The sequence below is a fragment of the Chromobacterium sp. W521 genome (genome assembly GCF_052805975.1).
The window spans coordinates 24,410-50,732 of sequence record NZ_JBRBAF010000012.1 but is presented as its reverse complement, the minus strand read 5'-3'; the positions used below and the strand labels follow the sequence as shown (position 1 = coordinate 50,732).

Annotated in this window: 25 protein-coding genes; 12 read left to right on the top strand and 13 right to left on the bottom strand. The window is 63.9% G+C overall.

What is annotated here, in order from left to right; all coding sequences use genetic code 11:
* Together ACUXV1_RS18655 and cynS are read left to right on the top strand one after the other, a co-directional pair.
* Complete coding sequence (locus ACUXV1_RS18655) at positions 1-636, top strand: carbonic anhydrase (RefSeq protein ID WP_203391160.1); 636 nt, start codon at positions 1-3, stop codon at positions 634-636.
* A 41-nt stretch (positions 637-677) separates the two neighbouring features.
* Positions 678-1,148 (top strand): cyanase, encoded by a 471-nt coding sequence (cynS, locus tag ACUXV1_RS18650; protein WP_043636276.1) that lies wholly within the window; start codon positions 678-680, stop codon positions 1,146-1,148.
* A 126-nt stretch (positions 1,149-1,274) separates the two neighbouring features.
* Here cynS and tpx read toward each other — a convergent pair whose 3' ends face one another.
* From tpx to ACUXV1_RS18600, 10 genes are all read right to left on the bottom strand, one after another.
* Complete coding sequence (gene tpx, locus ACUXV1_RS18645) at positions 1,275-1,772, bottom strand: thiol peroxidase (protein ID WP_043636279.1); 498 nt, start codon at positions 1,770-1,772, stop codon at positions 1,275-1,277.
* A 97-nt stretch (positions 1,773-1,869) separates the two neighbouring features.
* Complete coding sequence (locus tag ACUXV1_RS18640; RefSeq protein WP_081555076.1) at positions 1,870-2,697, bottom strand: ABC transporter permease; 828 nt, start codon at positions 2,695-2,697, stop codon at positions 1,870-1,872.
* Between the two features lie 52 nt (positions 2,698-2,749).
* Entirely contained in the window at positions 2,750-4,009 is a 1,260-nt protein-coding gene (locus ACUXV1_RS18635; protein ID WP_043636286.1) for an ABC transporter permease, read from the bottom strand.
* 61 nt (positions 4,010-4,070) lie between these two features.
* Positions 4,071-5,105, bottom strand: coding sequence for an ABC transporter substrate-binding protein (locus ACUXV1_RS18630; RefSeq protein WP_205208360.1), 1,035 nt, complete (start codon positions 5,103-5,105; stop codon positions 4,071-4,073).
* A 65-nt stretch (positions 5,106-5,170) separates the two neighbouring features.
* Positions 5,171-6,199, bottom strand: coding sequence for an ABC transporter substrate-binding protein (locus tag ACUXV1_RS18625; RefSeq protein ID WP_043636293.1), 1,029 nt, complete (start codon positions 6,197-6,199; stop codon positions 5,171-5,173).
* A 234-nt stretch (positions 6,200-6,433) separates the two neighbouring features.
* The gene (locus tag ACUXV1_RS18620) at positions 6,434-7,243 is read right to left on the bottom strand and encodes a class II aldolase/adducin family protein (RefSeq protein ID WP_446016198.1); all 810 of its coding nucleotides are present in this window, start codon (positions 7,241-7,243) and stop codon (positions 6,434-6,436) included.
* Positions 7,244-7,460: 217 nt separating this feature from the next.
* Entirely contained in the window at positions 7,461-8,504 is a 1,044-nt protein-coding gene (locus ACUXV1_RS18615) for an ABC transporter substrate-binding protein (RefSeq protein ID WP_446016199.1), read from the bottom strand.
* Positions 8,505-8,535: 31 nt separating this feature from the next.
* Entirely contained in the window at positions 8,536-9,639 is a 1,104-nt protein-coding gene (locus ACUXV1_RS18610; RefSeq protein ID WP_043636300.1) for an ABC transporter ATP-binding protein, read from the bottom strand.
* Positions 9,640-9,785: 146 nt separating this feature from the next.
* A complete protein-coding gene (locus ACUXV1_RS18605; protein WP_043636303.1) occupies positions 9,786-10,415 on the bottom strand; it encodes a response regulator in 630 nt (209 codons plus the stop codon).
* Positions 10,412-12,799, bottom strand: a complete 2,388-nt coding sequence (locus tag ACUXV1_RS18600) for a PAS domain-containing sensor histidine kinase (protein ID WP_446016201.1) — start codon at positions 12,797-12,799, stop codon at positions 10,412-10,414. Before ACUXV1_RS18600 ends, ACUXV1_RS18605 begins: the two co-directional genes overlap by 4 nt.
* Before the next feature lie 323 nt (positions 12,800-13,122).
* Between ACUXV1_RS18600 and ACUXV1_RS18595 the strand changes: the two genes are divergently transcribed.
* Entirely contained in the window at positions 13,123-13,671 is a 549-nt protein-coding gene (locus tag ACUXV1_RS18595; protein WP_043636315.1) for a cupin domain-containing protein, read from the top strand.
* A 150-nt stretch (positions 13,672-13,821) separates the two neighbouring features.
* On the opposite strand, the gene ACUXV1_RS18590 is transcribed toward ACUXV1_RS18595, so the two are convergent.
* The 3 genes from ACUXV1_RS18590 to ACUXV1_RS18580 all read right to left on the bottom strand — a co-directional run bounded on the left by ACUXV1_RS18590 (position 13,822) and on the right by ACUXV1_RS18580 (position 18,015).
* Positions 13,822-15,258: a sodium:solute symporter family protein gene (locus tag ACUXV1_RS18590; protein WP_043594085.1), complete on the bottom strand. Its 1,437-nt coding sequence runs from the start codon at positions 15,256-15,258 to the stop codon at positions 13,822-13,824.
* A gap of 319 nt (positions 15,259-15,577) precedes the next feature.
* Positions 15,578-16,798 carry a DUF2399 domain-containing protein gene (locus tag ACUXV1_RS18585; RefSeq protein ID WP_043636322.1) on the bottom strand — a complete coding sequence of 407 codons (1,221 nt, stop codon included), beginning with the start codon at positions 16,796-16,798 and terminating at the stop codon, positions 15,578-15,580.
* Positions 16,799-16,971: 173 nt separating this feature from the next.
* Positions 16,972-18,015, bottom strand: a complete 1,044-nt coding sequence (locus tag ACUXV1_RS18580; RefSeq protein ID WP_052370458.1) for a GGDEF domain-containing protein — start codon at positions 18,013-18,015, stop codon at positions 16,972-16,974.
* 194 nt (positions 18,016-18,209) lie between these two features.
* On the opposite strand from ACUXV1_RS18580, the gene ACUXV1_RS18575 reads away from it, so the two are divergent.
* The 9 genes from ACUXV1_RS18575 (at position 18,210) to kynA (ending at position 26,323) form a co-directional block, all read left to right on the top strand.
* The gene (locus ACUXV1_RS18575) at positions 18,210-18,725 is read left to right on the top strand and encodes a GNAT family N-acetyltransferase (protein WP_052370459.1); all 516 of its coding nucleotides are present in this window, start codon (positions 18,210-18,212) and stop codon (positions 18,723-18,725) included.
* A gap of 104 nt (positions 18,726-18,829) precedes the next feature.
* Entirely contained in the window at positions 18,830-19,222 is a 393-nt protein-coding gene (locus tag ACUXV1_RS18570) for a hypothetical protein (protein WP_052370460.1), read from the top strand.
* Between the two features lie 76 nt (positions 19,223-19,298).
* On the top strand, positions 19,299-20,633 hold the full coding sequence (miaB, locus tag ACUXV1_RS18565; RefSeq protein WP_019102978.1) for a tRNA (N6-isopentenyl adenosine(37)-C2)-methylthiotransferase MiaB: 1,335 nt from the start codon (positions 19,299-19,301) through the stop codon (positions 20,631-20,633).
* Positions 20,634-20,687: 54 nt separating this feature from the next.
* Positions 20,688-21,005: a YciI family protein gene (locus ACUXV1_RS18560; protein WP_306293371.1), complete on the top strand. Its 318-nt coding sequence runs from the start codon at positions 20,688-20,690 to the stop codon at positions 21,003-21,005.
* A gap of 82 nt (positions 21,006-21,087) precedes the next feature.
* Complete coding sequence (locus tag ACUXV1_RS18555; RefSeq protein ID WP_446016204.1) at positions 21,088-22,074, top strand: PhoH family protein; 987 nt, start codon at positions 21,088-21,090, stop codon at positions 22,072-22,074.
* Positions 22,055-22,561 carry an rRNA maturation RNase YbeY gene (gene ybeY, locus ACUXV1_RS18550; protein ID WP_043636332.1) on the top strand — a complete coding sequence of 169 codons (507 nt, stop codon included), beginning with the start codon at positions 22,055-22,057 and terminating at the stop codon, positions 22,559-22,561. The genes ACUXV1_RS18555 and ybeY overlap by 20 nt, the downstream gene beginning before the upstream one ends.
* A 3-nt stretch (positions 22,562-22,564) precedes the next feature.
* Positions 22,565-23,416 (top strand): HlyC/CorC family transporter, encoded by an 852-nt coding sequence (locus ACUXV1_RS18545; RefSeq protein WP_019102982.1) that lies wholly within the window; start codon positions 22,565-22,567, stop codon positions 23,414-23,416.
* A gap of 415 nt (positions 23,417-23,831) precedes the next feature.
* Positions 23,832-25,316, top strand: coding sequence for an apolipoprotein N-acyltransferase (lnt, locus tag ACUXV1_RS18540; RefSeq protein WP_052370464.1), 1,485 nt, complete (start codon positions 23,832-23,834; stop codon positions 25,314-25,316).
* Positions 25,317-25,480: 164 nt separating this feature from the next.
* The gene (gene kynA, locus ACUXV1_RS18535; RefSeq protein ID WP_043636336.1) at positions 25,481-26,323 is read left to right on the top strand and encodes a tryptophan 2,3-dioxygenase; all 843 of its coding nucleotides are present in this window, start codon (positions 25,481-25,483) and stop codon (positions 26,321-26,323) included.

Genomic DNA, 26,323 nt, shown 5'->3' with positions numbered 1-26,323 from the left:
ATGCAAGCCCTCATCGACGGCTTTCTGAAATTCCAACAGGAAGCCTATCCCCAACGTTCGGCGCTGTTCCGCCAGCTGGCGGACAGCCAGGCCCCCGGCGCGCTGTTCATCACCTGCTCGGACAGCCGCGTGGTGCCGGAACTGCTGACGCAACAAGAACCCGGCGAACTGTTCGTGATCCGCAACGCCGGCAACATCGTTCCCTGCTACGGGCCGGAACCGGGCGGCGTCACCGCCTCGGTGGAATACGCGGTGGCCGCGCTGGGCGTCGCCGACATCGTGGTCTGCGGCCACTCCGACTGCGGCGCGATGACGGCGATCGCCAACGGTCATTGCCTGGACCATCTGCCAGCGGTGGCCGGCTGGCTGCGCCACGCCGACTCCGCCAAAGTGGTGAACGCGGCACGCCGGCACGACGACGCCCGCCAGCGGCTGGACGACATGGTGAAAGAAAACGTCATCGCCCAACTGGCCAACCTCAAAACCCATCCTTCGGTGGCGCTGGCGACGCGCCAAGGCCGGCTGACCCTGCACGGCTGGGTCTACAACATCGAAACCGGCGCCGTCCTGGCCCTGGACCATGCCAGCCAGCGCTTCGTTTCCCTCGAGGATTTTCCGCTCACCCGCGCCGCCTGAAAGCGGCTCGTCTCCCGCAAACCCAAAGAAAGGACCATCCCATGCAACACTCCAATATCCATCAGGACCTCCGTGTAGAACTGACTGCACGCGCCCTCGCCGCCAAGGCCTTGAAAGACCTGAGCTGGGAGCAAGTGGCCGCCGACACCGGCCTCAGCCTGGCCTATGTCACCGCCGCCGTGCTGGGCCAGCATGCGCTGCCCAAGCCCGCCGCGGAGCTGGTCTGCCAACGGCTGGGCCTGAACGCGGCCGACGCCTTGCAGCTGCAAACCATTCCCTTGCGCGGCAGCATTCCCGGCGGCATTCCCACCGATCCCACCATTTACCGCTTCTATGAAATGATCCAGATCTACGGCACCACGCTGAAGGCGCTGGTGCACGAGAAATTTGGCGACGGCATCATCAGCGCCATCAACTTCAAGCTGGACATCCGCAAAGTGGAAGACCCGGACGGCGGCGAGCGTGCGGTGATTACTCTGGATGGCAAGTTCCTGCCCAATAAACCCTACTAAGAACCTGATCAAAGTCTGCTGCGCTTCGTGAAGCATTGCACGAGGACATGGATGCTGCCCCCCATGGCTGGGCGCAAAAAAACCCGCCGACGCGATGTCGGCGGGTTTTGTCTGCGGCGGCGCAGCTTACAGCACGGCCAGCGCGGCGTCGTAGTTCGGCTCTTCGCCGATCTCGGCCACCAGCTCGCTGTGCAACACCTTATTGTCCTTGTCCAGCACCACCACCGCGCGGGCGGTCAGGCCGGCCAGCGGGCCGGAAGCCAGCTTGACGCCGTAGTCGGCGGCGAACTGCGGGTTGCGGAAAGTGGACAGGGTGACCACATTTTCGATGCCTTCTGCGCCGCAGAAGCGCTTCTGAGCGAACGGCAGGTCGGCGGAAACACACAGCACCACGGTGTCGGCCAGCTTGGCGGCGCGCTCGTTGAACTTACGCACCGACATCGCGCAGGTGGGGGTGTCCACGCTGGGGAAAATGTTCAGCACCTTGTTCTTGCCGGCGTAGTTGTCCAGTTTGACTTCGGCCAGGTCGGCGGAGGTCAGGGTCAGCGCCGGGGCTTGCTGGCCCTTGGCCGGCAGCGCGCCGGCCACTTCAACGGGATTGCCGCGCAAAGTAACGGTAGCCATGTGGGAATTCCTTATTTGGGTTCAGGGTGAGTGACTCCGCTAGTGTGCGGCACACTGGCCGAATTTCAACCCCTCCAAAAGTAGGGCCAAGCCCCCGTTAGCCCGCCGGCCGGCTGCGCAGCCGCTCGGAACGGCCGCGCAGCCACTCCAGCGTCAGCAGCATCAGCACTGAAAAGCCGATCAAGAGCGTGGCCGCAGCGGCGATGGCGGGGCTGAGGTTTTCGCGGATGCCGCCAAACATCGCCCGCGGCAGTGTCGCCTGCCCCGGCCCGGCGACAAACAACGTCACCACCACCTCGTCGAAGGAGGTGCCGAAGGCGAACAGCGCGCCCGAAATCACACCCGGCGCAATCAGCGGCAAAGTCACCTTGAAGAAGACCCGCAGCGGCGACGCGCCCAGGCTGGCGGCGGCGCGCACCAGATTGCGGTTAAAGCCCTGCAGCGTGGCGCTGACGGTGATCACCACGAAGGGCACGCCCAGCGCCGCGTGCAGCAGCACCAGCGTCAGATAGCTGTTGTCCATGCCCAAGGGCGCGAAAAACAAATAGCCGGCCACACCGACGATCACCACCGGCACCACCATGGGCGAGATCAATACCGCCATCAGCAGGCCCTTGCCGGGAAACTCGGCGCGGGTCAGCCCGATGGCGGCCAGCGTGCCCAGAGTCATCGCCAGCACGGTGGCCAACGGCGCGACGATCAGACTGTTCTGTAAGGCCCGCATCCATTCCGCCGAGGAGAAGAACTCCTGATACCAGCGCAGGGAGAACCCGTTGAGCGGATAAACCAGAAAAGCGCTGCCGTTGAAGGACAAGGGGATGATCACCAGCACCGGCAGCACCAGGAACAGCAGCGTCAGGCCGCCCAGCAAGCGATGCAGGTAAAACCACAGCCGCTCTTCCGGCAAAGTGTGATGGCTTGGCATGGGTTTAGCTCTCCACGATTTGGGTTTGATTCAAGCAATGCCAGGAAGCGGTTTAGCCCAGCCGCAACCGCTCGCTGCCCACCAGCCGGTGGTAGACCGCGTACAGCAACAAGGTGGCCGCCAGCAACAGGCCGCCCAGCGCGGTGGCCATGCCCCAGTTGATGGTGGTGTTGGTGTAGAAGGCGACGAAATAGCTGACCATCTGGTCGTTGGGGCTGCCCAGCAAGGCCGGGGTGATGTAGTAGCCGATGGACAGGATGAACACCAGCAGGCAGCCGGCGCCCACGCCGGCCACGGTCTGCGGCGCGTACACCCGCCAGAAGCTGGCGAAGGGATGGCAGCCCAGCGAGACCGCCGCGCGCAGATAGCTGGGAGAGATGCCCTTCATCACGCTGTAAATCGGCAGAATCATGAAGGGCAGCAGTATATGCACCATGGCGATGTAAACGCCGACGCGGTTGAACACCAGCTGCAGCGGCTGTTCGATCAGGCCCAGGCTCAACAAGGCGGCGTTGATCAGGCCACCGGACTGCAGCAGCACGATCCAGGCGGCCACCCGCACCAGCACCGAGGTCCAGAACGGCAGCAGCACCATGATCATCAGCAGATTGCTGCGGCGGGTGGGCAGGCTGGCCAGCAGATAGGCCAAGGGATAGGCCAGCAACAGGCAGAGCGAGGTCACCACCAGGCTCATCCAGAAGGTGCGGGCGAACACGCTCAGATAGATGCCCTGGTCCGGCATCGCGCGGCTGATTTCGCCCAGATCGTCGATGCGGTGGTCCAGCGCCGCCAGCAGATAGTAAGGGGTGTAGACGGACTGGTTGCGGCGTATCGCCAGCCAATAGGCCGGATCGCCCCAGCGCTCGTCCAGCTCGGTCAACGCCTGCTTGAACGAAGACGGCGCCGGCTCCAGCGGCAAGGCGCGCGCGGTTTTGCCCAACAGGCTGCGATAACCGGGCACCTCCATGTTCAGCCGCTTGCCCAAGTCGCCCAACGTCTGTTGTTCGCTGGCCAGCCGCACATCGTCGACGAGCGCGCGGTAGGCCGTTTCCGGCGGCAGCGACTTGCCGTCCCAAGCCGCCAGCGCCCGTACCGTTCGCGGCAGCGTGCCCGCCACTTCCGGATTGTCGACGCTGCGCAGCAGCAGCGCGCCGATGGGCACGATGAAGGTCAGCAGCAGGAACAACAGCAGCGGCGCCACCAACGCCAGCGACTTGAGCTTGCCCAGCCGCTCCGCCCGGGCCAGCCGCGCCTTCAGGGGCAGCGGGGCCGGCGCGGACGCGCGGGAATGAGATACCGAGGAAGCGGTCATGGCTTGGACTCCGTCAAAACGGCCGCCGGAAGGCGGCCTCCGCTAAATTAAGGACGAGCGCTTATTTAGCCGCCCAGGCGTTGAAACGCTGTTCCAGGCTCTCGGCGTGATCGGCCCAGAACTCCAGATTGATCTTCAGCGCGTCCTTGATGTTTTGCGGCGCGGTGGGCAGATCCGGCAGCTCGCTCTTGTCCAGCAGCGGAATCGCCCGCTTGTTGCTGGGGCCGTAGGCGATGTTCTGCGAATACACCTTCTGGTTTTCCGGCTTGCTGGCGAAGGCGATGAACTGATAGGCCTGATCGCGCTTGGGCGTGCCCTTGGGGATCGACCAGTAGTCGAAGTCGTAGAGATTGCCGTTCCACACCACTTTCAGATTCTTGCCTTCCTTGCGCGCCACCGCGATGCGGCCGTTGAAGGCGGAGCTCATCACCACATCGCCTGAGGCCAGGTATTGCGGCGGCTGGGCGCCGGCCTCCCACCACTGGATATGAGGTTTGAGCTGATCCAGCTTCTTGAAGGCGCGGTCCACGCCAGCCTGCGTGCCCAGCGCCGGATAAACATCCTTGGCCGCCACGCCATCGGCCAGCAGCGCGATTTCCAAGGTTCCCTTGGCCCCCTTGCGCAGGCCGCGTTTGCCCGGGAATTTCTTCACATCCCAAAAGTCCTTCCAGCCGGCCGGCGCGGTCTTCAGCTTGTCGGCGTTGTAGGCCAGCGCGGTGGACCAGACGAAGATGCCGATGCCGCAGGGCTGAACCGCGCCGGGCACGAAGTCCGCCTTATTGCCGATACGCGCGTAGTCCAGCCGTTCCAGCAGCCCCTCGTCGCAGCCGCGCACCAGTTCCGGCGACTCCACCTCCAGAACGTCCCAAGACACGCTCTTGGTGTCCACCATCGCCTTGAGCTTGGCCATTTCGCCGTTGTACTCGCCGCTGACCAGCTTGAGCCCGGCGCTCTTCTGGAACGGCGCGTAATAGGCCTTGGCCTGGGCGTCCTTATTGGCGCCTCCGTAGGAAATCACCGTCAAATCCTTGGCCGAGGCCGTGCCGGCCAAAGCCAGCGCGGCGCCCAGCAGGATGAATCCTTGTTTGACTGCCATCCTCATTCTCCTTGTTGACTGCATCATGACGCCGGTCCGGCCGGCGCGGCTTTCAATACGGGCGCTCAGCGCAGGGCCCAGGCGTTGAAACGCTGCTCCAGGCTTTCACCGTGATCGGCCCAGAACTCCAGATCCACCTTCACAGCGTTTTTCATGTTCTGCGGCGCGGTGGGCAGTTCGAGCTGCCGTCCCGGCGCCAGCAACGTCATCGCCTTGCGGTTGATCGGCCCATAGGCCATCTGTCGTGAATACGCCGCCTGGGTCTCCGGCCGGCTGGCGAAAGCGATGAAACGCCTTGCCGCAACGCCCTCTTGCGCCCCCTTGGGAACGGCCCAGTAGACAAAGTCATACAGGCTGCCGTCCCACACGATCTTCAAATTCCGGCCCTCTTGCTGGGCCGAGGCAATACGCCCGTTGTAGGCCGAACTCATCACCACATCGCCGGAGGCCAGGTATTGCGGCGCTTGAGCGCCGGCTTCCCACCACTGGATATGGGGTTTGAGCTGCGCCAGCTTCTTGAAGGCACGCTCCACGCCTGCCGGCGTGGCTAGTATTCGGTAGATATCCTTGGCGGCGGCCCCGTCGGCCAACAGCGCGATTTCCAAGGTGTATTTGGCGCCCCTGCGCATGCCGCGCTTGCCGGGATAACGCTTTACGTCCCAGAAATCGGCCCAGCCGCGCGGCGCGGTCTTGAGCTTGTCCGCGTTGTAGGCCAGCACATTGGACCAGACGAAGATGCCGATGCCGCATGGCTGCAGCGCGCCATCGACCACCTCTGCGCGCCCGCCGGCCAGCGCCGGGTCCAGCCTTTCGAACAAACCTTCGTCACAGCCCCTTGCCAGCTCCGGCGCCTCAACCTCCAACACGTCCCAGGACACGCGCCGGGCCTCCACCATCGCCTTGACCTTGGCCATTTCGCCGTTGTATTCGCCAGCCAGCACCCTGGTGCCGGTAGCGCGCTGGAAAGGCTGGTAATAGGCCTGGGCCTGAGCGGCCTGGTTGGCGCCGCCAAACGACACAACGGTCAGCGCCTGCGCCTGACAGGCCGCCAGCGCGGCGCAATAGGGGAATAAGAATTTGCGGTGGAGCCTCATGAACCGTACCTCCTTATATTTCAAGCCCGCCGGTTCCCGGTTTGAACCCGTCTTAGAGCATGTTTACGAGCTGGCGAGCGAAGGCGAGACAAGGCGAAAATGACTGAGAAAGCGGAATGTGCGCTTGGTACATCAGCATTTCGAAGCCGCGCTCACCCGTGGGCGTCTCGCGAAGCGCAGCAGCGCTTAAACAGGTTCTCAGCCAATCGACAACTCTCGACAGAACCGAGGCCGTCAAAACTTGTAGCCGGGATCGAGCCGGTCCAGCAGACGCAGCAGCGCCGCCCAGGCCAGATCAATGAACATATCGTCCTTCAGTTCCCGCTCGCCCAACTCTCGCTCCGGCTCGTTGAACTGCTGCTCGGTCCGTCGGCACACTTCCACAGACGGCAGGCGCAACGCTCCGGCCGCCTGCGCGGCCAGTTGGATGTCGCAGGCTTTCTCCAGGTAGTACATGCGCAAGAAAGCCTGCTTGACCGTTTCTCCCACGGTCAGCAAACCGTGGTTGCGCAGAATCAGCACCGGCTTGTCGCCCAGATCCCGCACCAGGCGCGCCTGCTCGTTGAGGTCCAGGGCAATGCCTTCGTAATCGTGGTACGCCACCTTCCCGTAGAACTCCATCGACATCTGGTTCACCGGCAATAAGCCATCCGCCAAGGCAGCCACCGCGCATCCGGCCCGGGTATGGGTGTGCAGCACGCACTGCGCATCCGGCCTTGCCGAGTGGATGGCGCTATGGATGATGAAACCGGCCGGATTGACCAGGGCGTCGTTCTCATCCAGCGCCTGGCCATCGAGACCGATCTTGACCAGGCTGGACGCGGTGATTTCGTCGAACATCAGCCCGTAGGGGTTGATCAGGAAGTGGTGTTCCGGCCCTGGCAAGCGCACCGAGATGTGTGTCGAGATCAGATCGCTCATACGAAAGTGCGCGATCAGCCGATAACAGGCCGCCAGTTCTTGACGTAGTTGCCGCTCCCCTTGTGACTCCACCGGCAGAGCGGCCTGCTGCAGGGTACGGCTGAGTTTTGCTGAGAGTTCCATCATGACCTCGGAGTGTGCGTCCGCCCCCATCGGGGCTAACTGGCGGCGCGGACCGGCGCCGCGACCATCGCGCTTAGAGCCTCTTCCAAAGCATCGCGAGCAAGCGCGAGACCACGCGAAAACAAGCGAACAAACGGAATGCACGGGGGGCACATGGGCATTTTGAGTTTGTTGTTAACGCCGTATCGCTGAAGCGCGGCAGACTTTGAACAGGCTCTTACTTGGGCTTAGCCACCCAGGCGTTGAAGCGCTGCTCGAGCTCCTCGCTCCTATCTACCCAGAACGCCGTGTCCTCGCTCAGCGCCACCGCGAGATTCCGCGGCGAGGTCGGCAAATCCCGGCTGCTCGTTTTCGTATCCAGCATCTGGAGCGCCTTACGGTGGGTCACTCCATAATCGATGGTGTCCGCATAGGCTTTCTGGTTGACCGGCTGCATGGCGAAACGGATGAATTTCAGCGCATCGTGCTTGCGTGGGCTGCCCTTGGGAATCGCCCAGTAGTCGTAGTTGTAAACCGAACCATTCCATACCACCTTCAGGTTCTTGCCTTCTTTCCTCGCTTCGGAAATGCGTCCGTTGTAGGCCGAGCTCATCACAACATCGCCCGAGGCCAGAAACTGCGGCGGTTGGGAGCCGGCCTCCCACCACTGGACATTGGGCTTGAGCTGGTCCAGCTTGCGGAAAGCCCGGTTAACGCCCGCCGGCGTGGCCAGCACTTTGTAGACGTCCTTGGGCGCCACGCCGTCCGCCAGCAGCGCGAACTCCAGGTTGTCCTGCGCGCCCTTGCGCAAACCACGCTTGCCTGGAAAGGTCTTCACGTCCCAGAAATCCTTCCAACTCGCCGGGGCCGTCTTCAATTTGTCGGCGTTGTAGGCCAGGACGATGGACCAGACGTTCATGCCTATACCGCAGGGCTGCACGGCGCCGTCGAGAAAATCGGCCGTGTTGCCGATCTTGCTGTAATCGAGCTTTTCGAACAGACCTTCGTCGCAGCCGCGCGCCAGCGCCGCCGGCTCGACTTCAACCACATCCCACGACACGCTGCGGCTATCCACCATGGCCTTGATCTTCGCCATCTCGCCGTTGTATTCCGCCCCGATCACCTTGATGCCGGTCGCCCGCTGGAACGGGCCGTAATACGCCTTGTCCTGCGCGGACTTCCCCGCTCCGCCAAACGAGATCACAGTCAGCTCGGCAGCCATGGCTTCGCCCACAAGAGCCCACCCCAAGGCCATGGCCGCCAGCTTGATGCTTGTAGACATTCCCAGATCCTCCCTTGCAAAACACGCCTTGCTATTCGTGAGCCAGCGGATCGAGCGCGCGTACATGCTCCACCTGCCAGCCCAGCGACACTACATCGCCGACGGCGAGCGTGGCGTCCAGGTCGGCGATGGCTTGTTTGACGAAGAAATTGGGCTTGCCGCACACCTCCATGCGCACGCGCACGTGGTCGCCCAGATAGATGAATTCGGCCACCCTCCCGGAGAACCGGTTGTCGCAATGCTCGCTGTGGCCGTTGAGCAGAACGCGCTCGGGGCGAATGGATAGCGACACCCTGCTGCCGGCCTCGCCCACCTTCACCGCCAGCGCCGCCACGCGCTCGCCGCGCTCCAGCTCCACCAGGCAGCGCTCGCCGTCCTGGCTCAGCAAAGTGCCTTGCAGCCGGTTGTTCTCGCCGATGAAGTTGGCGACGAAGGCGTTGCCCGGCCGCTCGTAGAGCTGGGCCGGCGCGTCGACCTGCTGGATTTCGCCCTGATGGAACACCGCCACCCGGTCCGACATGGTCAGGGCCTCGCCCTGGTCATGGGTGACGTAGACCACGGTCACGCCCAACCGCTGGTGCAGATGCTTGATCTCCATCTGCATGTGTTCGCGCAATTGCTTGTCCAGCGCGCCCAGCGGTTCGTCCATCAGCACCAGTTGCGGCTCGAACACCAAGGCCCGCGCCAGCGCCACCCGCTGCTGCTGGCCGCCCGACATCTGGCCCGGATAGCGGCCGGCAAAGGCGTCCAGCTGCACCATGGCCAACGCCCGCTTCACCTTGTCCTGAATGTCCGCCTTGGACACACCGCGCACCGACAGCGGGAAGGCCAGGTTTTCCGCCACCGTCATGTGGGGAAACAAGGCGTAGTTCTGGAACACCATGCCGATGTTGCGCTTGTGCGGCGGCACGCGGTTGATGGAACGGCCGGCCAGCTGAATCTCGCCGCCGGTAGGGGTTTCGAAACCAGCCAGCATCATCAGGCTGGTGGTCTTGCCGGAGCCGGACGGCCCCAGCAGGGTGAGGAATTCGCCTTGGCGGATATCCAGATTCAGGTTTTTGACGATGAGGTTCTCGCCGTCATAGCTTTTCTGGATGTCGAGGAAGCGGACCAGCACATCGTTGGCTGCGGACATGGCGGCGGCACCTGGAAGTGAATGCGTACGCCAACCATGCTAGGGAGAGCGGCGCGCGCCCGCCATCAGCGGGCGGCGGATTTTGCCGTCGGGATAAACGGCGCTCGCTATAGGGAAATCCTTAGTGCGCTGCAGCAGGCCAAGCGTTAAAACAACTGGTGCTCGATCGCGTAACGCACCAGATCCGCCAGCGATTGCGCGCGCAGCTTCTGCATCAGCCTGACCTTGTGGGTGCTGACGGTCTTGGCGCTGATGGCCAGCAACTGCGCCACCTCGTTGACATTGGCGCCCTGCGCCAGGCGCTGAAACACCTGGAACTCGCGCTCGGACAGCTGAGCATGCGGCGGCCGCTCGTCGCTGAGGTTGACTTCGAACACCAGCCGGTCCGCCAGCTGCGGGTCGATGTAGCGGCCGCCGCCGGCCACTTTGCGGATCGCGGTCAGCAGCAGCGCCGGGTCGCTGTCCTTGGTGGCGTAGCCGGCGGCGCCGGCCTTGAGCGCGCGCGCCGCCATCTGCACCTCGTCGTGCATGGACAGCACCAGGATCGCCGGCGGCTGCGCCAGCGCCCGCAAGCGCGGGATCACGTCCAGCCCGCTCAGGCCCGGCATCGAAATATCCAGCAGCAACACATCGCAGACGGCGGCGCGCAAGGCGTCGAACACCGCGCCGCCGTTGGCGGCTTCGCCGACGACTTGCAAATCGTCGGCCAGGCCGATCAACTGCTTGATGCCTTCGCGCACGATGGTGTGGTCTTCCGCCACAATCACTCGAATCATGTCTCCTCCTCTCCTTCATCCGGCCGCAAAGGCAGCCGGGCCGTCAAACTGCAGCCCTGCCCCGGCGCGCTGGTGATCTCCAGCTCCCCGCCGAACATCAGCAGGCGCTCGCGCATGCCCACCAGGCCATAGGAGCTGCCCGCCTCCCCCGGCCGCCGCTCAAAGCCTTTGCCGTCGTCGACAATGCTTAGCGTCAATTCCCCCGGTTGCGCCTGCAAATGCAGCGTCACCGTATGAGCCTCGGCGTGGCGCATCACATTGGTCAGCGCCTCCTGCAATACCCTAAACAGGCCCACCGCCTTGGCGTCGTCCAGCCGCAACGGCGTTTCCGGCACCAGCACCAGGCAGGGTATGCCGCTGCGGGCTTCAAAACGGCGCGCCTGCCATTCCACGGCCGAGGCCAGGCCCGCGTCCAGAATGGGCGGCCGCAGCGCGGTGGCCACGTCGCGGACCAGGGCGAAAGTCTGGGCGATCAGCTTCTTGATGCTGGCCAGCCGCTCCGCCGCCGCGCCCTCCGGCCGCCCCAGGCTGAGTTCCAGCATCGAGGTTTCCAGCTTGAGCACGGTCAGCACCTGGCCCAGTTCGTCGTGCACCTCGCGCGCGATATGCGCTTTCTCCTCCTCGCGCACCGTTTCGAGGTGGGCGGCCAAGTCTCTCAACATGGCGCGCGACGCGCTCAGTTCCAGTTCATTGCGCTTGCCGGCGCTGATATCCCACAAGATGCCGTCCCACACCATGCCCGCCGCGCCGTGGCGGCGGGCGCGGGCGCGCAGATCGGCCCAGCGCTCCGCGCCGTCGCGGGTCAGAATCCGGCCTTGCCAGCTCCAGTCGCTCTGCTCTCGCCAGGCCGCCCGCCAACTCTCGCGCAGGCCGGCGGCGTCTTCCGGATGCGCCAAGGCCAGCAAGCCTTCCGGCCGCGCCAGCAAGTCCGCGGCCGGGTAGCCGGTCAGCGCCAGGCTGGCCTCGCTGACAAAGGCCAGCCGCGGATCTTCCGCCGCGTCGCCGCTCTCCAGCCGGAACACCAGGCCCGGCACATTTTCAGCGATGCCCTTGAAGCGCGCCTCGCTTTCCCGCAAGGCGGCGCGCGCCTGCCGCTTCTCGGTGACATCATGCATAAAGGCCACCAGATAGTCGGCGCCGCCGAAGCGCAGAAAACTGAGCGAGACATCCACCGGCAAGCTGCCGCCGTCGGCGCGCAGACAATCGATTTCGAACTGCAACAGATCCCGGCTGCGCGCCCGGCTCCACAAATCCAGCCAGCCGTCCATGTCCAAGCCCGGCTGAAAACGCGACAGAGGCTGCCCCACCGCCTGCGCCTCTTCGCACGCCAGCATCGCCAGCGCGGCCTGATTGGCGTAACGCAGCCGGCTGTCCCAGTTCAGCCACAGAATGCCCACCGTGCTGTGATCCACCGAAAACTGCGTCAGCCGCAAGGCCTCGGCGCTGGCCTCCCGCTGCGCCAGCGCCTGGCGCGCAGCCGCCAGCGCCTGCCGCATCTGCCGCTGTTGCCTGCCCCGCCACAATAATGCGCCCGCCAAAGCCAGAATGAGTACGACCAAAACCTGACTCAGCCACCGCCAAAACGGCAGACTGTCGCCCAAGGGCGTCGGCTCGGCCTGCACCCAGCGTGTGTAAAGATGACCGCGCTGCGACGCCGGCAACGCGCTCAGGGCCCGGTCCAGCAACGTAGCCAATTGCGGCCAATCCTGTCGCGACGCCACCCGCAGCAGCCGGGTGGCGCCGCTGTCGCCCACCGCGCGCAAGGGCGAGAACTCGGGCTCCCGCAGCAGTTGGTTCAGTTGCGCCTCGTCCACCACCGCGTAATCTGCCCGCTGCTGCAACACTTGCTGCAACGCGGAACGGTCCGAGCCGGCCGGCCAACGCCGCAACGCCGGATAGTTGGCGGCCAGGAAGGCCGCCGCCGCGCCCGGTTCAACCACCGCCACCCTTACGTTGCCCGGCAATTGCTCCAGCTCCAGCGCCGCCGCCGGTTCTCCCCGCCCAACCAGCTTGTAGGGTATGCGCAGGAAGGGGCCGGAAAACAGCCAGTAACGCAAGCCTGCCGGCGTTTGCTCCAGGCCGGGCGCGATATCCACGCTACCCGCCCGCGCCGCCGCGCTCAATTGCGTCTTGTTCGGATAGGCCGTCCAGGCCAGCTTGAGGCCCAGCTCGGCAGCCAGCCGATTCATCAGCTCCACGTGCGCGCCGCTAATCGCCTGCCGGCGCGGGTCCAGCACCGCGTACGGCGCTTGCGGCACCACCCCCACCCGCAACACAGGATGCCGGCTCAGCCAGTCCCGCTCCGCCGCCGACAGGCTCAGCGCCCAACTGGGCGACGCCAGCCACAGCGCCGCCAACCCCGCCATCCACAATAAGGCTTTCAATGCGTCCCTCCGGCGCGCCGGAGGGCGCGCATGACTCCATACTGTGACAGCGCAGCGGCACTGTCTAAAAAATCAAACGCAAAGCGGGAGAGCTTGTGGCAAGAGGCGCAGGCGACGGGCCTGGCGGACAGGCTGCAGGGAGAGAGAAAGGCCGATGGACGCAGCAAAATGGATCCTGGCTTGGAAAATGCGCCGCGGCGGGCCAGAAAGCGCGAATTGCGCTGCATGGCCGGCGGCGACATCAGTATACTGTGACGCTATTCGAAAAATTGTCGAAAATACTAAGCAGAGGCCGACAAGGGCACGCCACCGAGGTTACAGGCATGGATATTGGATTACGCGTCAAACAAGTGCGTGAGCACTTCGCGCTGTCGCAGCGCGAGCTGGCGAAACGGGCCGGCATGGCCAACGCCACCATCTCGCTGATAGAACAAAACCGGGTCAGCCCATCCATCAGCTCGCTATTGAAGCTGATCCAGGGCTTTCCGATGACGCTGACCGAGTTCCTGACCTTTGGCGAACCGCCGCCCAGCGACCCCTACACCTTCCGCCGCGACCAACAGCCGGATTTGGGCCGCGACGGCCTGAAGCTGCTGATCATCGGCGCCTCCAACCCCAACCGCCAGATGCGCATGCTGCGCGAGCTGTATTCGCCGGGCGCGGACACCGGCAAAGAAATGATCACCCATCCGGAGGGCGAGGAGTGCGGCGTGGTGGTGCGCGGCACGGTGGAACTGACCGTGGACGGCCACATCAGCATCCTCTCCGCCGGCGACGGCTATTATTTTCCCAGCACCCTGCCGCACAAATTCCGCAATGTCGGGCCGGACGAGGCGGAGATCATTAGCGCCAACACCCCTGCCAACTTCTGAGAACCTGTTCACGATCTGCTGCGCGTTGGCGATACGGCGTTGAAAATCGCTTCGAAATGCTCATGTACCCCTCGTACACTCAGCTTTTTCGCTCGTTTTCGCCTTGTCTCGCCCTGGCTCGCGAGACTTTGAACAGGCTCTAAGGCCAGGTCAGAAGCGCCCCACTGCAGCCAGCGCCCCGCGCCCTAGGCGCTGCGGCAGCAGGCTGCCGGCCACCATGCCGACAATGCTGAAGCCCAGGCCCGCCAATTGCGGCGGCCAGAACGGGTCCGCCGGGCCGAACCAATCCAGCGCCAGCCAGCTGCCCAAGCCCAGCGCGATGGCCAGCAAGGCGCCCTGCGGCGTCGAACGCTTCCAGAACAAGCCGGCGAACAACGGCGCCACCGCCGACACCAGCGTCACCTTGTAGGCATTGCCCACCATCTCGTAGATGGTGGCGTCGGACAACAGCGCGAACACCGTGGTGACAATGGCCAGGCCCACCACGGTCAGCCGCATCGCCAACAGGAACTGCCGGTCCGACATCACCGGGATGAAACGGCTGAGCACGTTCTCGGTGAAGGTCACCGACGGCGCCAGCAAAGTGCCGGACGCGGTGGACATGATGGCGGACAACAGCGCGCCGAAGAACATCACCTGCGCGAACAGCGGCGTGCGCTCCAGGATCAGGCTGGGCAGAATCATCTGCGCGTCCTGCTGCATCCAGCGGCTGACCATGGTTGGATCGATCAGAGTGGCGGCAAAGCCGATAAAAATGGGCAGCATGCAGAAAGTCAGGTACAGGCCGCCGCCAACCATGGACGCGCGCGCCGCGACGTTCTCGTTCTTGGCCGACATCACCCGCTGGAAAATATCCTGCTGCGGAATCGAACCCAGCATCATGGTCAGCAAGGCGCCGACAAAGCCGACAACATCCTTGGGCGACAGGCTGGGAATCATGGTGAACTTGTCCTGCGCCGCCGCGTGCTGCAGCACCTTGACCGGGCCGCCGGCCATGTCGCCAATCAACCAGGTCAGATACAGCAAGCCAGCGACAATCACCGTCATCTGGAAGAAATCGGTCAAGGCCACCGACCACATGCCGCCAAACAGCGTGTACACCAGCACGATGCCGGCGCCCAGCAGCATGCCGGCGTTGGCACTGATCGCGCCTTGGGACAGCACGTTGAACACCACGCCCAGCGCGGTCAACTGCGCCGCCACCCACCCCAGGTAGGAGGCGATGATGCACAGCGACACAAACAGCTCCACATTGCGGCCGAAGCGCTGTTTGTAGAAGTCGCCTATGGTCAGCAGATTGAGCCGGTACAACGGCCGCGCGAACAGCAGCCCCACCAGCACCAGGCACATCGACGAGCCGAACGGGTCTTCGACGATGCCGGCGAAGCCCTTGTCGATAAAGGTGGCCGGAATGCCCAGCACCGCTTCTGAACCGAACCAGGTGGCGAACACCATGGCGGTGACGATGGGAAACGGCAGGCTGCGGCCGGCCACGGCGAAATCGCGGGCATTGCGCACGCGGGTGGCGGCATACAGGCCGATGCCCACGGACAACAACAAATAAACAACGACGAAGCCAATCAGCATGGGAATGATGTTCCTCTTCAGGCGGCGCGCGCACGCGCCCAAACGGCGGCCCAAAAGCAAGAGGCCGGCGGGGGCACCTGACACCCCGCCAGCCTCTCTCAATTCCTGAAAACCTTGATATCTTGCCTTTGCCATCAAGGGTTTGGGGGGCGATGATAACGCAGCTTTTTCTCGCTGTGTACCCATTGCCGGGCAGTTTTTTCACACCCGCCCCAATTTGCCCGAATGTCATTGCCGGCGCGTTGCCGCCGGTCCGTCTTTTCCGCTTGCCCCCGTCGTCGGAGCCGGATTCGCGCGGCTGTTTTCAGCGGACGGCCGCTCAGTCTCCCCAGTCCTCGATGAACAGCGCCTCTTGCTCCACTTTGCACTGTTTCTCCTGCATCTCCATCGCTAGGCCATGCAGCAAGGGGGGCAAGCCGCCGCCCATCAAACGCGCCAACTGCGCTTGGTCTGCTTCGCTCAAGGGCTGGGCGCCATTGGCCAGCGTCAGTTGCTCCGGCTGCATCCGCCACGGCGACCACGGCCGCCCGGCCTGCTCCGCCACTTGGCCGGCGGCCATGGCGACGGCGATGCCGGACGGAGCCAAATCGCAGGCAATCTGCACCGGCACCCGCAGCAGGGACAATAAGTGACGAACCGCCTCGCGCCAGCGCTGGTGCGGCTGGCCCGGCACCCAGAGGGTCAACACCGGCAGCGCCTGCTGGCTGAGCGTCTGGAATACGCTGAGGTTCTCCACGATGCGCACGCTGCGGATCGCGCCCTCCACCGCGCTCACGCTCATCAACGCCTCCGGCCCCAAGGCCACGCCTTGCTGAAGCAAGGCGGCGGACAACAGGCATTGCTGCCCGGCCCACAAACCCAGCGGCCCGGACAAGAAAACGTGCGGAGTGTGGGCGGCGATGCCGCAAGCTTCCAGATCCACGCCGAACTCCGCCAGCCACTGCCGGTCCGCGGCGCCGAAAGCCTTGCTGCGCCCCAGCGCGCGCTGCGAGAACTGACGCTCAGTGCCCCAACAACCGTCCAGCAGCCATTGGTCCAGCGCCTGGGCCAGTTTCAGACGGCGCTCCAGCGTAGAGGATTGCAAATGCGGACTCAGGCTTTCCGCCAGACCCAGCAGCCACGGATGGCGCGGCTGCCAGCCGCGCCACAGCTCCACCACTTCGGCCTGAGGCTGCGCGTCGGCCATGCCCAATAAGTGACGCAGGCCGTACATATCCAGCCACTGCACCCAGAACGGATGCAAAGGCTGGAAGCGCAGCCCGGTTTCGGCGTGCAGCTCTACCTCGCACCAGCCGGCCTCCAGCAAGCGGCGCAGCAGGTTCTCCGCCAGAGCCGGGCTGTCCGCCGGCGCCAGCAATGTGCTCCAGCGCGCGCGGTCGCGCCGCGTCTTGAGCCAACCGCGCACCATGTCCTGCTCGTCCGCGCTCAGCGGCAAGGGCCGCGGCGCGGCCAGCGGCGTCAGCAGCAGATTATGGCCGCGCGCGCCCAGCGGGGTGCGGCGAACGGAATCGGGGTCGATCTGGGACAACCAATGCGACATAGCGGACGACTCGATGAAAAGGCGGATGAGGAATAGACCATTTTTCCGCCAGAAATTCAATGCCGCCCGGTGATGGGGCGGCCGGCCGCGCCGGAAAGCCGGCCCCGGCGAAAGCCTGTTCAGACCCTAGCGGGCTTGTGCAAGGCAAGGCCCTGTGGGCCGTGAACGGCCTCTCAAGCCGCTTGCCAGGCGATCACCCGATCGCGGCCGCTGGACTTAGCCTGATACAACGCCTGGTCCGCCCGGTGGAAAGCCTGCTGCAAGCCGCCGTTTCCCACCAGGCAAACACCGGCGCTGACCGTCACCTGCCCATGGGGGAAAGGGGCGGCGCGCACCTGTTGGCGGAAACACTCCAACCGCGCCTGGCCCGCCGCGTCGCTGCGCGCCGCCAGCAACACGCCGAACTCCTCGCCGCCAATGCGCCCGTAAATCTGATCGTGAAAGGTTTCGGCCAACAAGGCGCTGACTTCGCGTATCGTCTGATCTCCCACCGCGTGCCCGTGGGTGTCATTGATGCGCTTGAATAGATCGATATCGATGATGGCCAGATAGAACGCGATGTCCTCATGCCCAAGCGCGTACTCGGCCTGCTGTAGAAAGGAGCGCCGGTTGGGCAGGCTGCTCAGCGAGTCGTAAAAAGCCTGCCGCTTCAGCTTGTTCAACAACAGATGGTTGCTGCGCAGGGTTTGCACCACCTGCAGATGGACCAACACCATGCCGCCGATGATGATGGCCAGAAAACCGAAGCCGTAAATCATCTCCTCGCCGCCCCAGCGCAGAAACACGCGCACGGGATCGAACACCAATAACAACAGCCCCCAAAAACTCAGGGTGTGCCATATATTGGACATGCTGATCGACATCACCAGCGCCGACACGCCCAGCGTCGGCAACAACAGATACTCGCCGTATCCTCCGGCATCCAGCGCGCGCTTCATCGCCAGGCAATACCCAATGGCGAACAACACCTGCCATAAGAGCAAGAGACGGCCGCGCCGCGCCGCAATCTGCAACAGGATCAATCCGCCCAAACCCAGGCCCACCGCCAGGAACAGCCACCCTGGCACCATGCCGCCGTACAGGCGGCGCACCAGCAGAAAGCCCAGCGCGCCCAACACTCCAACCCCCTGGAACCCCAGGCTGCGCCATTGAAAAGCGTCGATCAGATAAGCGTCGAAGTCTTGCTCCAGCGGCCGTACCGGCGCAGGTATCGTCATCGCATCATGCTCCCGCCCACACGCGTCTGATATCGCGTCTTGCTGTGGTATAGGCGCCTGAACCGCCCCCATGCAATCCTCTCCTGGGCCGGCTGGCCCCCCGCTCTCTCGGAGGCTATAATCGCCGCCTTCGACGCTGCGCGGCTCTGGCCGCGCGCTTTGCTTTTTGTCTTCCATGGATTGGCCCGCACCCGATGTCCGCAGTCTGTCGCCGGCAGGACGCCATTGTCCTGCGCCCGATGCAAGTTCAAGATTTTCCCGCCGTGCTGCAAGTTCAGCAACACTGCTATCCACCGTCGCTGATAGAAAGCCGCGACGCGCTGGCCTCGCGCCACCGGCTCTCCCCGGACACCTGCTGGGTGGCGGAGCGCCCCGGACAGGTACTGGGCTATGTGTTCGCCCACCCCTGGGCCGGCGGCCGTCCGCCCAGCCTGAACCGCCCGCTGGAGCAGTTGCCGGAAGCAGTCGACACCCTGTTCATACACGATCTGGCGTTGCACCCGGATGCGCGCGGCCATGGTCTGGGACCGCGCCTGGTGCAAACCGTGCTTGGCCAGGGCCGGCGGCGCGGACTGCGCCAGGCGCGGTTGGTGGCGGTTCAGGGCGCCGCGCGCTACTGGAAGCGCTTTGGCTACCAGCCCTGCGCGCGCGACGATTACACCCGCCAGGCCTATGGCGAAGGCGCGGTCGGCATGCAACGCGCCTTGTGAACGCCGGCCGCACCGGCGCGCCAAAACGCCTATGCTGCAAGGAAGATTTGGCCAGCCCCTTGGCCAAGCTATGATAGAATCGCGCGCAACGTATTCAATTCCTTATGAAAATACTCATAGTCGCCCTGTGTGCGGCATGGCTCGCCGCCCCGGCCCTGGCCGGCCGTTTGCTGCCGATGGAACTGAAGGCCGGCACCGTCCGCGCCGCGGATGACGCCACCATCGAGTTCGTCAAGAAAGACCGCTCGTTGCTGGAAAGCCTGCTCGGTATTTTCATCCGCTCCGAACGCCAGTTCCCATTGGCGCCCGGCCTGCGCATCTTCGACGAGCACAACCGCTTCCTGCTGCGCGGCCAACTGGAAAGCCTGGAAGGCCGCCCGGTGGGCGTCACCTTCAATATGCAAGGTCAGATCAACCAGATCTGGGTGCTGCGCCCCGAGGAAGTGGAGATGCTGAAGCAAAGGGAAGCCGAAGCAGCCGCCCAACCGTCCCAATAAGCTCAGCCGCCCGTGGCGGCGCCTGTCGGGCCTGGCTCGCGGCGAATTGACAGAAACACGCTGGAATCTAGCTGCAATGAAAAAGGTATACATCAAGACGTTTGGCTGCCAAATGAACGAGTACGACTCGGACAAAATGGCGGATGTGCTGTCCGACTCCGAAGGCATGGTCAAAACGGACAATCCGGAAGAAGCCGACATCATCCTGTTCAACACCTGTAGCGTGCGCGAAAAGGCGCAGGAAAAAGTGTTTTCGGACCTGGGCCGCATCCGCCCGCTGAAAGAAGCCAAACCCGATCTGATCATCGGCGTCGGCGGCTGCGTGGCGTCGCAGGAGGGCGAGACCATCGTCAAACGCGCGCCCTACGTCGACGTGGTGTTCGGCCCGCAAACCCTGCACCGCCTGCCGGATCTGATCAAGTCGCGCCAATCCAGCGGCAGCTCCCAGGTGGACATCTCCTTCCCGGAAATCGAGAAATTCGACCATATCCCGCCCGCCAAGGTGGAAGGCGGCGCGGCTTACGTGTCCATCATGGAAGGCTGTTCCAAGTATTGCTCCTTCTGCGTGGTGCCTTACACCCGCGGCGAGGAAGTCAGCCGCCCCTTTGACGACGTGCTGACCGAAATCGCCGGCCTGGCCGCGCAGGGCGTCAAGGAAATCACCTTGCTGGGGCAAAACGTCAACGCCTATCGCGGCGCGATGTCCGATGGCGAAATCGCCGACTTCGCGCTGCTGCTGGAATACGTGCACGAGGTGCCGGGCGTGGAGCGCATCCGTTTCACCACCAGCCACCCGCGCGAATTCAGCCAGCGCATCATCGATTGCTACGGCAAGCTGCCCAAGCTGGTGTCTCATCTGCACCTGCCGGTGCAAAGCGGCGCCGACCGCGTACTGGCGGCGATGAAGCGCGGCTATACCGGCCTGGAGTACAAATCCATCATCCGCAAGCTGCGCGCGCTGCGGCCGGACCTGTGCCTGTCCTCCGACTTCATCGTCGGCTTCCCCGGCGAAACCGAGGCCGACTTCGAACAAACGCTGAAGCTGGTCAAAGACATGGAAGTCGACTTCAGCTACGTGTTCATCTATAGCCCGCGTCCGGGCACGCCGGCGTCCAATCTGCCGGACGATACCCCTCACGCGGAAAAAGTGCGTCGCCTGGAAGCCCTGAACGAGGTGATTGAGGCCAAGGGCTTCGCCATCAATCAATCCATGGTGGGCACCGTACAACGCGTGCTGGTGGAAAGCGTGTCCAAGAAAGACGCCACCATGCTGGCGGCACGCACCGCCAACAACCGCGTGGTCAACTTCGTCGGCCACCCGCGCCTGCTCAATCAGATGATAGACGTGCGCATCACCGAAGCGCGTCCGCACTCGCTGGTAGGCGAGGCGCTGATCGCGGAAACCGTCTGAGCATGATGTCCGCCCGCCATTTTTTTACGCCGGCCGCCGCGGGCGGGCGTATGCTTGGCGCTTTCCATCCGAGCTGACGCCGCCATGTTCATCGTTTCGCTAAGCTACATCGCCCCGCTGTCCGATATCGACGCGTTGCTGGAACAGCATGTCGCCTGGCTGCGGCAGGGCTACGCTTCCGGTTTGCTGCTGGCCTCCGGCCGCAAAACGCCGCGCACCGGCGGCGTGATCCTGGCGCGCGGAGACCGCGCCGAGCTCGAGGCCCTGCTGGCGCGCGACCCGTTCGCCGTCGCCGGCCTCGCCCGCTATGAAATCACTGAGTTCCACGCCAGCATGAGCGCGCCGGAACTGGATTGTCTGCGGAACATTTGATGAGCGCCGCAGCCTTAACCCTTGCCCATCCGCCATCCCGCCCCGCCGCGGGCCGCGCAGAACGACCCAGACTACGAGCCGCATGACTACATCGCACGCCGAACCCCTCAGCTTCAATCCCGTCGACAACGAACGGCTGGCCCGCCTGTGCGGCCCGCTGGACGAAAACCTGAAACAGATAGAAACCGGCCTGGACGTGACCGTGCAGCGCCGAGGAGAAAGCTTCCGCGTGCAAGGCGAACAGGCCAAGACCGCGGTGGAAGCACTGACCCGGCTCTATCTGCTGGCGGAAAAACAGGAGCTGTCGATAGACGACGTGCAACTGTGCCTGGTGGAACTGCGCCGTCACGCGCCCAACGGCGCAACGGCCGCCGCCGAAGACGAAGACGCCCCCGTGCTCGTGACCCGTCGCGGCGATTTGCGCGGCCGCACGCTGCGCCAGAGCCGCTACATCAAAGCCATTCAGCAACACGACATCACCTTCGGCATTGGCCCCGCCGGCACCGGCAAAACCTATCTGGCGGTGGGCTGCGCGGTGGACGCGATGGAGCGCGACACGGTCAAACGCATCGTGCTGGTGCGCCCGGCGGTGGAGGCCGGCGAGAAGCTGGGCTTCCTGCCTGGCGACCTGGCGCAGAAGGTGGACCCGTATCTACGGCCGCTGTACGACGCGCTGTACGATCTGATGGGCTTTGATCGCGTGACCCGGCTGTTCGAAAAGAACCTGATCGAGATCGCGCCGCTGGCCTATATGCGCGGCCGCACGCTGAACAACGCCTTCATTATCCTGGACGAGGCGCAGAACACCACGCCGGAACAGATGAAGATGTTCCTGACCCGCATCGGCTTCGGCTCCAAGGCGGTGATCACCGGCGACGTGACCCAGATCGACCTGGCCCGCCATCAGAAAAGCGGCCTGGTCGAAGTGGAGCGCATTCTGGACAAGGTGCGCGGCATCCATTTCCATCATTTCCAGAGCGACGACGTGGTGCGCCACCCGCTGGTGCAGAAAATCGTCGACGCCTACGACCAATACCAAAGCAAGCAAGATGAAAAGAGCCAAGCGTAACCCGCTGCTGGCGCGCCTGGCCGCGCGCCTGGAACTGAGCCTGGAGGTGCGCAGCCAAACCGCCGCCCTGCCGCGGCCCGCAGATTTGCGCCGCTGGAGCCAGGCTGCGCTGCAAGCCGGCGTCAAGCAGGCCCAGGTCAGCATCCTGATCGTGGACGCGGACGAAGGCCGTCAAATGAACCGCGACTACCGCGGCAAGGACTACGCCACCAATGTGCTGAGCTTCGCTCTCAACGAGGGCGACCCGGTGCCGGGCCTGCCGCTGATCGGCGATCTGGTGCTGTGCGCGCCGGTGGTGGAAAAAGAGGCCGCCGAGCAAAACAAGCCGCTGCAAGCCCATTACGCCCACCTGCTGGTGCACGGCATGCTGCATCTGCAGGGCTTTGACCACGAGCAAGACGACGAAGCCGAAACCATGGAAACGCTTGAAACCGTCATCATGCAAAGGCTAGGATATCCCGACCCCTATCGAGAGGAGCAGTTCTAAGAAATGGAAGACCCCAGTAAACCGCGGCCGACTTGGCTGGAACGCCTGTCCACCATGTTGCTGCGCGAGCCGGAAGATCGCGAAGAGTTGATCGAACTCTTGCACAACGCCTTCGAGCGCAACCTGCTGGACGCGGAAGCGCTCGGCATGATCGAAGGCGTGCTGGAAGTCAGCGAGCTGACCGTGCGCGACGTCATGATCCCGCGCAGCCAGATGAACGTGATCAGCTGCGACGACCCGATCACCCGCTTCCTGCCGATGGTGATCGACTCCGGACACTCGCGCTTTCCGGTGATAGGCGACAGCAAGGACGACGTGCTGGGCATTCTGTTGGCCAAGGAACTGTTGCGCTACTTCCACGCGCCGGCCAGCTTCGATTTGAAAGCGGTGCTGCGCCCGGCGGTGTTTGTGCCGGAATCCAAGCCGCTGAACGTGCTGCTGCGGGATTTCCGCGCCACCCACAATCACATGGCGGTAGTGGTGGACGAATACGGCGGCGTGTCCGGCCTGGTGACCATTGAAGACGTGATCGAGCAGATCGTCGGCGACATCGAGGACGAATACGACACCGAGGACGACGAGGAAGATATCCTGCCGGTGCGCGGCCATCAGCGCTACCGGGTCAAGGCGCTGACCGAGATCGAGGACTTCAACCATTACTTTGAAACCGATTTCGAAGACGACGACGTCGACACCGTCGGCGGCCTGGTGATCTCCCTGACCGGCCACCTGCCCAAGCGCGGCGAAGCGGTGGAAGCCGCCGGCCTGCGCTTCACCGTGCTGCGCGCCGACAACCGCCGCGTAGACACCCTGCTGGTGGAGCGGATTCAGGCCGGCGAGACCAGCGAAGTCTGAGACCCTGTTTATAATCGGCTGCGCGTCGAGGGGTGTTACACGGCATGGACGCCTTGGGAATGCGCCTGAACTCCGTGTACACTCCGCTTTCTCAGCCGCTTTCGCCTTGTTCGCTCCTGCTCGCCAGATCGAAAGCAGGCTCTAAGAACCTGTTCACGATCTGCTGCGCTGTGGCGATACGGCGTTAAAAACAAGCTCAAAATGCTCATGTACCACGTGTACATTCCGCTTTTTCGCTCGTTTTCGCCTTGTCTCGCTCTTGCTCGCGAGATCGTGAACAGGCTCTAAAAACCATCTCCAGACGCGGGAGGCCGGATTGGGCTTGGTGCCCGCGCCTCCCGCTCCTAAGATGAATATCAGCTATTTGACAATCCGTCGGCCGGCTTTTGCCAGCCGGCTTCGCCTGATGCCTACCATGCGCACTTTACTGGTCCTGCTGGCAGCCGCCTTGGCTGGCAGCCTCACACTGTTCGCCTTCGCCCCCTACCGCTTGTTCTGGATCATGCCGCTATCACTTGCGGCGCTGGCGGACCTGACCCAGCGCCACCCGCAACGCGCGTTCTGGATCGGCTATGTCTGGGGCCTGGCCGCCTACACCAGCAACTTCAACTGGATCTACAACAGCCTGCACGACGTGGCCGGCTTGCCGGTCTGGATCGCCTTGCCGCTGGTGCTGTTGCTGCCGGCCTATCTGGCGCTCTACCCGGGCCTCGCGATGTGGCTGAGCGCCCGGGTCACCGCCAAGCCTTGGCAACGCTGGCTGCTGGCCTTTCCGGCCCTGTGGGAACTGGGGGAATGGCTGCGCGGCTGGGTGCTGACCGGTTTCCCCTGGGCCGCCGCCGGCTACTCCCAGATCACGGAGAGCCCGCTGGCCGGCTACACGCCGCTGGGCGGTTCCCACTTGGTCACCTACCTGGTGGCGTTGTCCGCAGGCGCGCTGGCGCTGATGGTGCACAGCGGCTGGAAAATGCGCGCCGGCCTGCTGATCGCCGCGCTGGCGGTATGGGGCAACGGCTTCTGGCTGAAAAGCATTGAATGGACCTTGCCTCAGGGCAAACCCATCAGCGTGGCGCTGGCCCAAGGCAATATCGCCCAGGAACTGAAATGGTCGCCGGAAAACCTGGAAGAATCCCTGCGCGTGTATTACCAGCAAGTGGCCACCGCCCGCGCCGACCTGATGCTGCTGCCGGAAACCGCACTGCCGCTGTTCCTCGACGACCTGCCGTCCGGCTACCTGAGCATGATGGAAGGCCAGGCCCAGCGCGCCGGCATGGCGCTGGCCACCGGCGTGCCCCGCCGCACCAACGACGGCCGCGGTTATTTGAACGCGGTGGTGGCGCTGACCACGCCGGGCCAGCCGTATTTCGCCAAGGATCATCTGGTGCCGTTTGGCGAGTTTATCCCGGTTCCCAGCCTGATAGGCTGGATCTACCAGTTCATGAACATGCCGATGTCGGGCTTCAGCAGCGGCGGCGCCAATCAACCGCCACTGGCGCTGGCCGGCGAGAAAATCGCCTTCAACGTTTGCTATGAAGACAGCTTCGGCGAGGAGCTGATAGGCCCCGCCTCCCAAGCCAGCATCATGGCCAACGTCAGCAACCTGGCCTGGTTCGGCAAGAGCGTGGCGATGAGCCAGCACCTGCAGTTATCCCAGGCGCGCGCGCTGGAAAACGGCCGCTACATGCTGCGCGCCACCAATAACGGCATGACCGCCATCATCCGCCCGGATGGCGAAATCGCCGCGGTGGCGGCGCCCTACACCCGCCAGGTGTTGCAAGGTTTCGCCCAGGGCCGCCAGGGGCTCACCCCTTATATGCGCCACGGCAACGCCCCAGTCTTGATAGGCTGCGCGGCGCTGCTGCTGTTGGCCATCTTGCTGGGCCGCAAACACCGCCCTTGAGCGTTGCCGCCGTCCCCTTGAGCGCGCGCGATGTTTCCTCACCGGAACATCGCGCGTTTTGACATTCAGCCCCGGATTCCCGATCATCATTCGCCGGCGGCGCGAACCGGCCCGTGCCGGAACCACACCAAGAAACACCGCGCCGCCTCTACAAGGGAAAAACCATGAACGAGAGAAAACTGGAAGCCGGGATCGTCACCAACTTTTCCGAGCGCATGAGCTACGGCGGTTATCTGTGCCTGGATGAACTGCTGGCCTGCCAGAAACCGCTGTCCAACCCGCCGCACCATGACGAGCTGCTGTTCGTGATCCAGCACCAGACGTCGGAATTGTGGATGAAATTGATGCTGCACGAATTGCAGGCCGCGGTGCGCTTTGTCCAGCAGGACACGCTGGGCCCCAGCTTCAAATGCCTGGCGCGGGTCAAGCAAATCCAACGTCTGTTGTTCGAACAATGGGCGGTGCTGGAAACGCTGACGCCGTCCGAATACATGGAGTTCCGCGACGTGCTGGGCAACTCCTCCGGTTTCCAGTCCCACCAATACCGCTCCATCGAATTTCTGCTGGGCAACAAGAACCAGGCAATGCTCAACGTCTTCGCCCACGAGCCGGACAAGCATGCCGCGCTAAAAGCCATCCTGGAAGCGCCCAGCCTGTACGACGAATTCCTGCGCCATCTGGCGCGCCGCGGCCTGCCGGTGCCGGCTTCCAGCCTGGAACGCGACTGGTCGCAGCCCTATCAGCGCAATCCGGAGCTGATCCCGCTGTTCAAGAGTATTTACGATCACCCCCAGCAGCACTGGGAAGCCTATGAGATGGCGGAAAAGCTGGTGGACGTGGAGGAATACTTCCACCTGTGGCGCTTCCGGCATATGAAGACGGTGGAACGGGTCATCGGCTTCAAACAGGGCACCGGCGGCTCCAGCGGCGTGCGCTTCCTCAAGCAGGCGCTGGAGCTGACCTTTTTCCCGGAGTTGCTGGACGTGCGCACCGAGATCGGCCGCTGA

Bases quoted from the DNA above. Each gene is read 5' to 3' on its own strand.
- ACUXV1_RS18585 (WP_043636322.1), bottom strand. From the start codon at position 16,798: ATGTCGCATTGGTTGTCCCAGATCGACCCCGATTCCGTTCGCCGCACC.
- ACUXV1_RS18575 (WP_052370459.1), top strand. From the start codon at position 18,210: ATGTCCGCAGTCTGTCGCCGGCAGGACGCCATTGTCCTGCGCCCGATG.
- ACUXV1_RS18555 (WP_446016204.1), top strand. From the start codon at position 21,088: ATGACTACATCGCACGCCGAACCCCTCAGCTTCAATCCCGTCGACAAC.
- ACUXV1_RS18625 (WP_043636293.1), bottom strand. From the start codon at position 6,199: ATGAGGCTCCACCGCAAATTCTTATTCCCCTATTGCGCCGCGCTGGCG.
- ACUXV1_RS18615 (WP_446016199.1), bottom strand. From the start codon at position 8,504: ATGTCTACAAGCATCAAGCTGGCGGCCATGGCCTTGGGGTGGGCTCTT.
- ACUXV1_RS18655 (WP_203391160.1), top strand. From the start codon at position 1: ATGCAAGCCCTCATCGACGGCTTTCTGAAATTCCAACAGGAAGCCTAT.
- ACUXV1_RS18610 (WP_043636300.1), bottom strand. From the start codon at position 9,639: ATGTCCGCAGCCAACGATGTGCTGGTCCGCTTCCTCGACATCCAGAAA.
- ACUXV1_RS18620 (WP_446016198.1), bottom strand. From the start codon at position 7,243: ATGGAACTCTCAGCAAAACTCAGCCGTACCCTGCAGCAGGCCGCTCTG.
- ybeY (WP_043636332.1), top strand. From the start codon at position 22,055: ATGAAAAGAGCCAAGCGTAACCCGCTGCTGGCGCGCCTGGCCGCGCGC.
- ACUXV1_RS18590 (WP_043594085.1), bottom strand. From the start codon at position 15,258: ATGCTGATTGGCTTCGTCGTTGTTTATTTGTTGTTGTCCGTGGGCATC.
- ACUXV1_RS18570 (WP_052370460.1), top strand. From the start codon at position 18,830: ATGAAAATACTCATAGTCGCCCTGTGTGCGGCATGGCTCGCCGCCCCG.
- ACUXV1_RS18580 (WP_052370458.1), bottom strand. From the start codon at position 18,015: ATGACGATACCTGCGCCGGTACGGCCGCTGGAGCAAGACTTCGACGCT.
- tpx (WP_043636279.1), bottom strand. From the start codon at position 1,772: ATGGCTACCGTTACTTTGCGCGGCAATCCCGTTGAAGTGGCCGGCGCG.
- ACUXV1_RS18595 (WP_043636315.1), top strand. From the start codon at position 13,123: ATGGATATTGGATTACGCGTCAAACAAGTGCGTGAGCACTTCGCGCTG.
- ACUXV1_RS18545 (WP_019102982.1), top strand. From the start codon at position 22,565: ATGGAAGACCCCAGTAAACCGCGGCCGACTTGGCTGGAACGCCTGTCC.
- miaB (WP_019102978.1), top strand. From the start codon at position 19,299: ATGAAAAAGGTATACATCAAGACGTTTGGCTGCCAAATGAACGAGTAC.
- lnt (WP_052370464.1), top strand. From the start codon at position 23,832: ATGCGCACTTTACTGGTCCTGCTGGCAGCCGCCTTGGCTGGCAGCCTC.
- kynA (WP_043636336.1), top strand. From the start codon at position 25,481: ATGAACGAGAGAAAACTGGAAGCCGGGATCGTCACCAACTTTTCCGAG.
- cynS (WP_043636276.1), top strand. From the start codon at position 678: ATGCAACACTCCAATATCCATCAGGACCTCCGTGTAGAACTGACTGCA.
- ACUXV1_RS18640 (WP_081555076.1), bottom strand. From the start codon at position 2,697: ATGCCAAGCCATCACACTTTGCCGGAAGAGCGGCTGTGGTTTTACCTG.
- ACUXV1_RS18630 (WP_205208360.1), bottom strand. From the start codon at position 5,105: ATGGCAGTCAAACAAGGATTCATCCTGCTGGGCGCCGCGCTGGCTTTG.
- ACUXV1_RS18635 (WP_043636286.1), bottom strand. From the start codon at position 4,009: ATGACCGCTTCCTCGGTATCTCATTCCCGCGCGTCCGCGCCGGCCCCG.
- ACUXV1_RS18605 (WP_043636303.1), bottom strand. From the start codon at position 10,415: ATGATTCGAGTGATTGTGGCGGAAGACCACACCATCGTGCGCGAAGGC.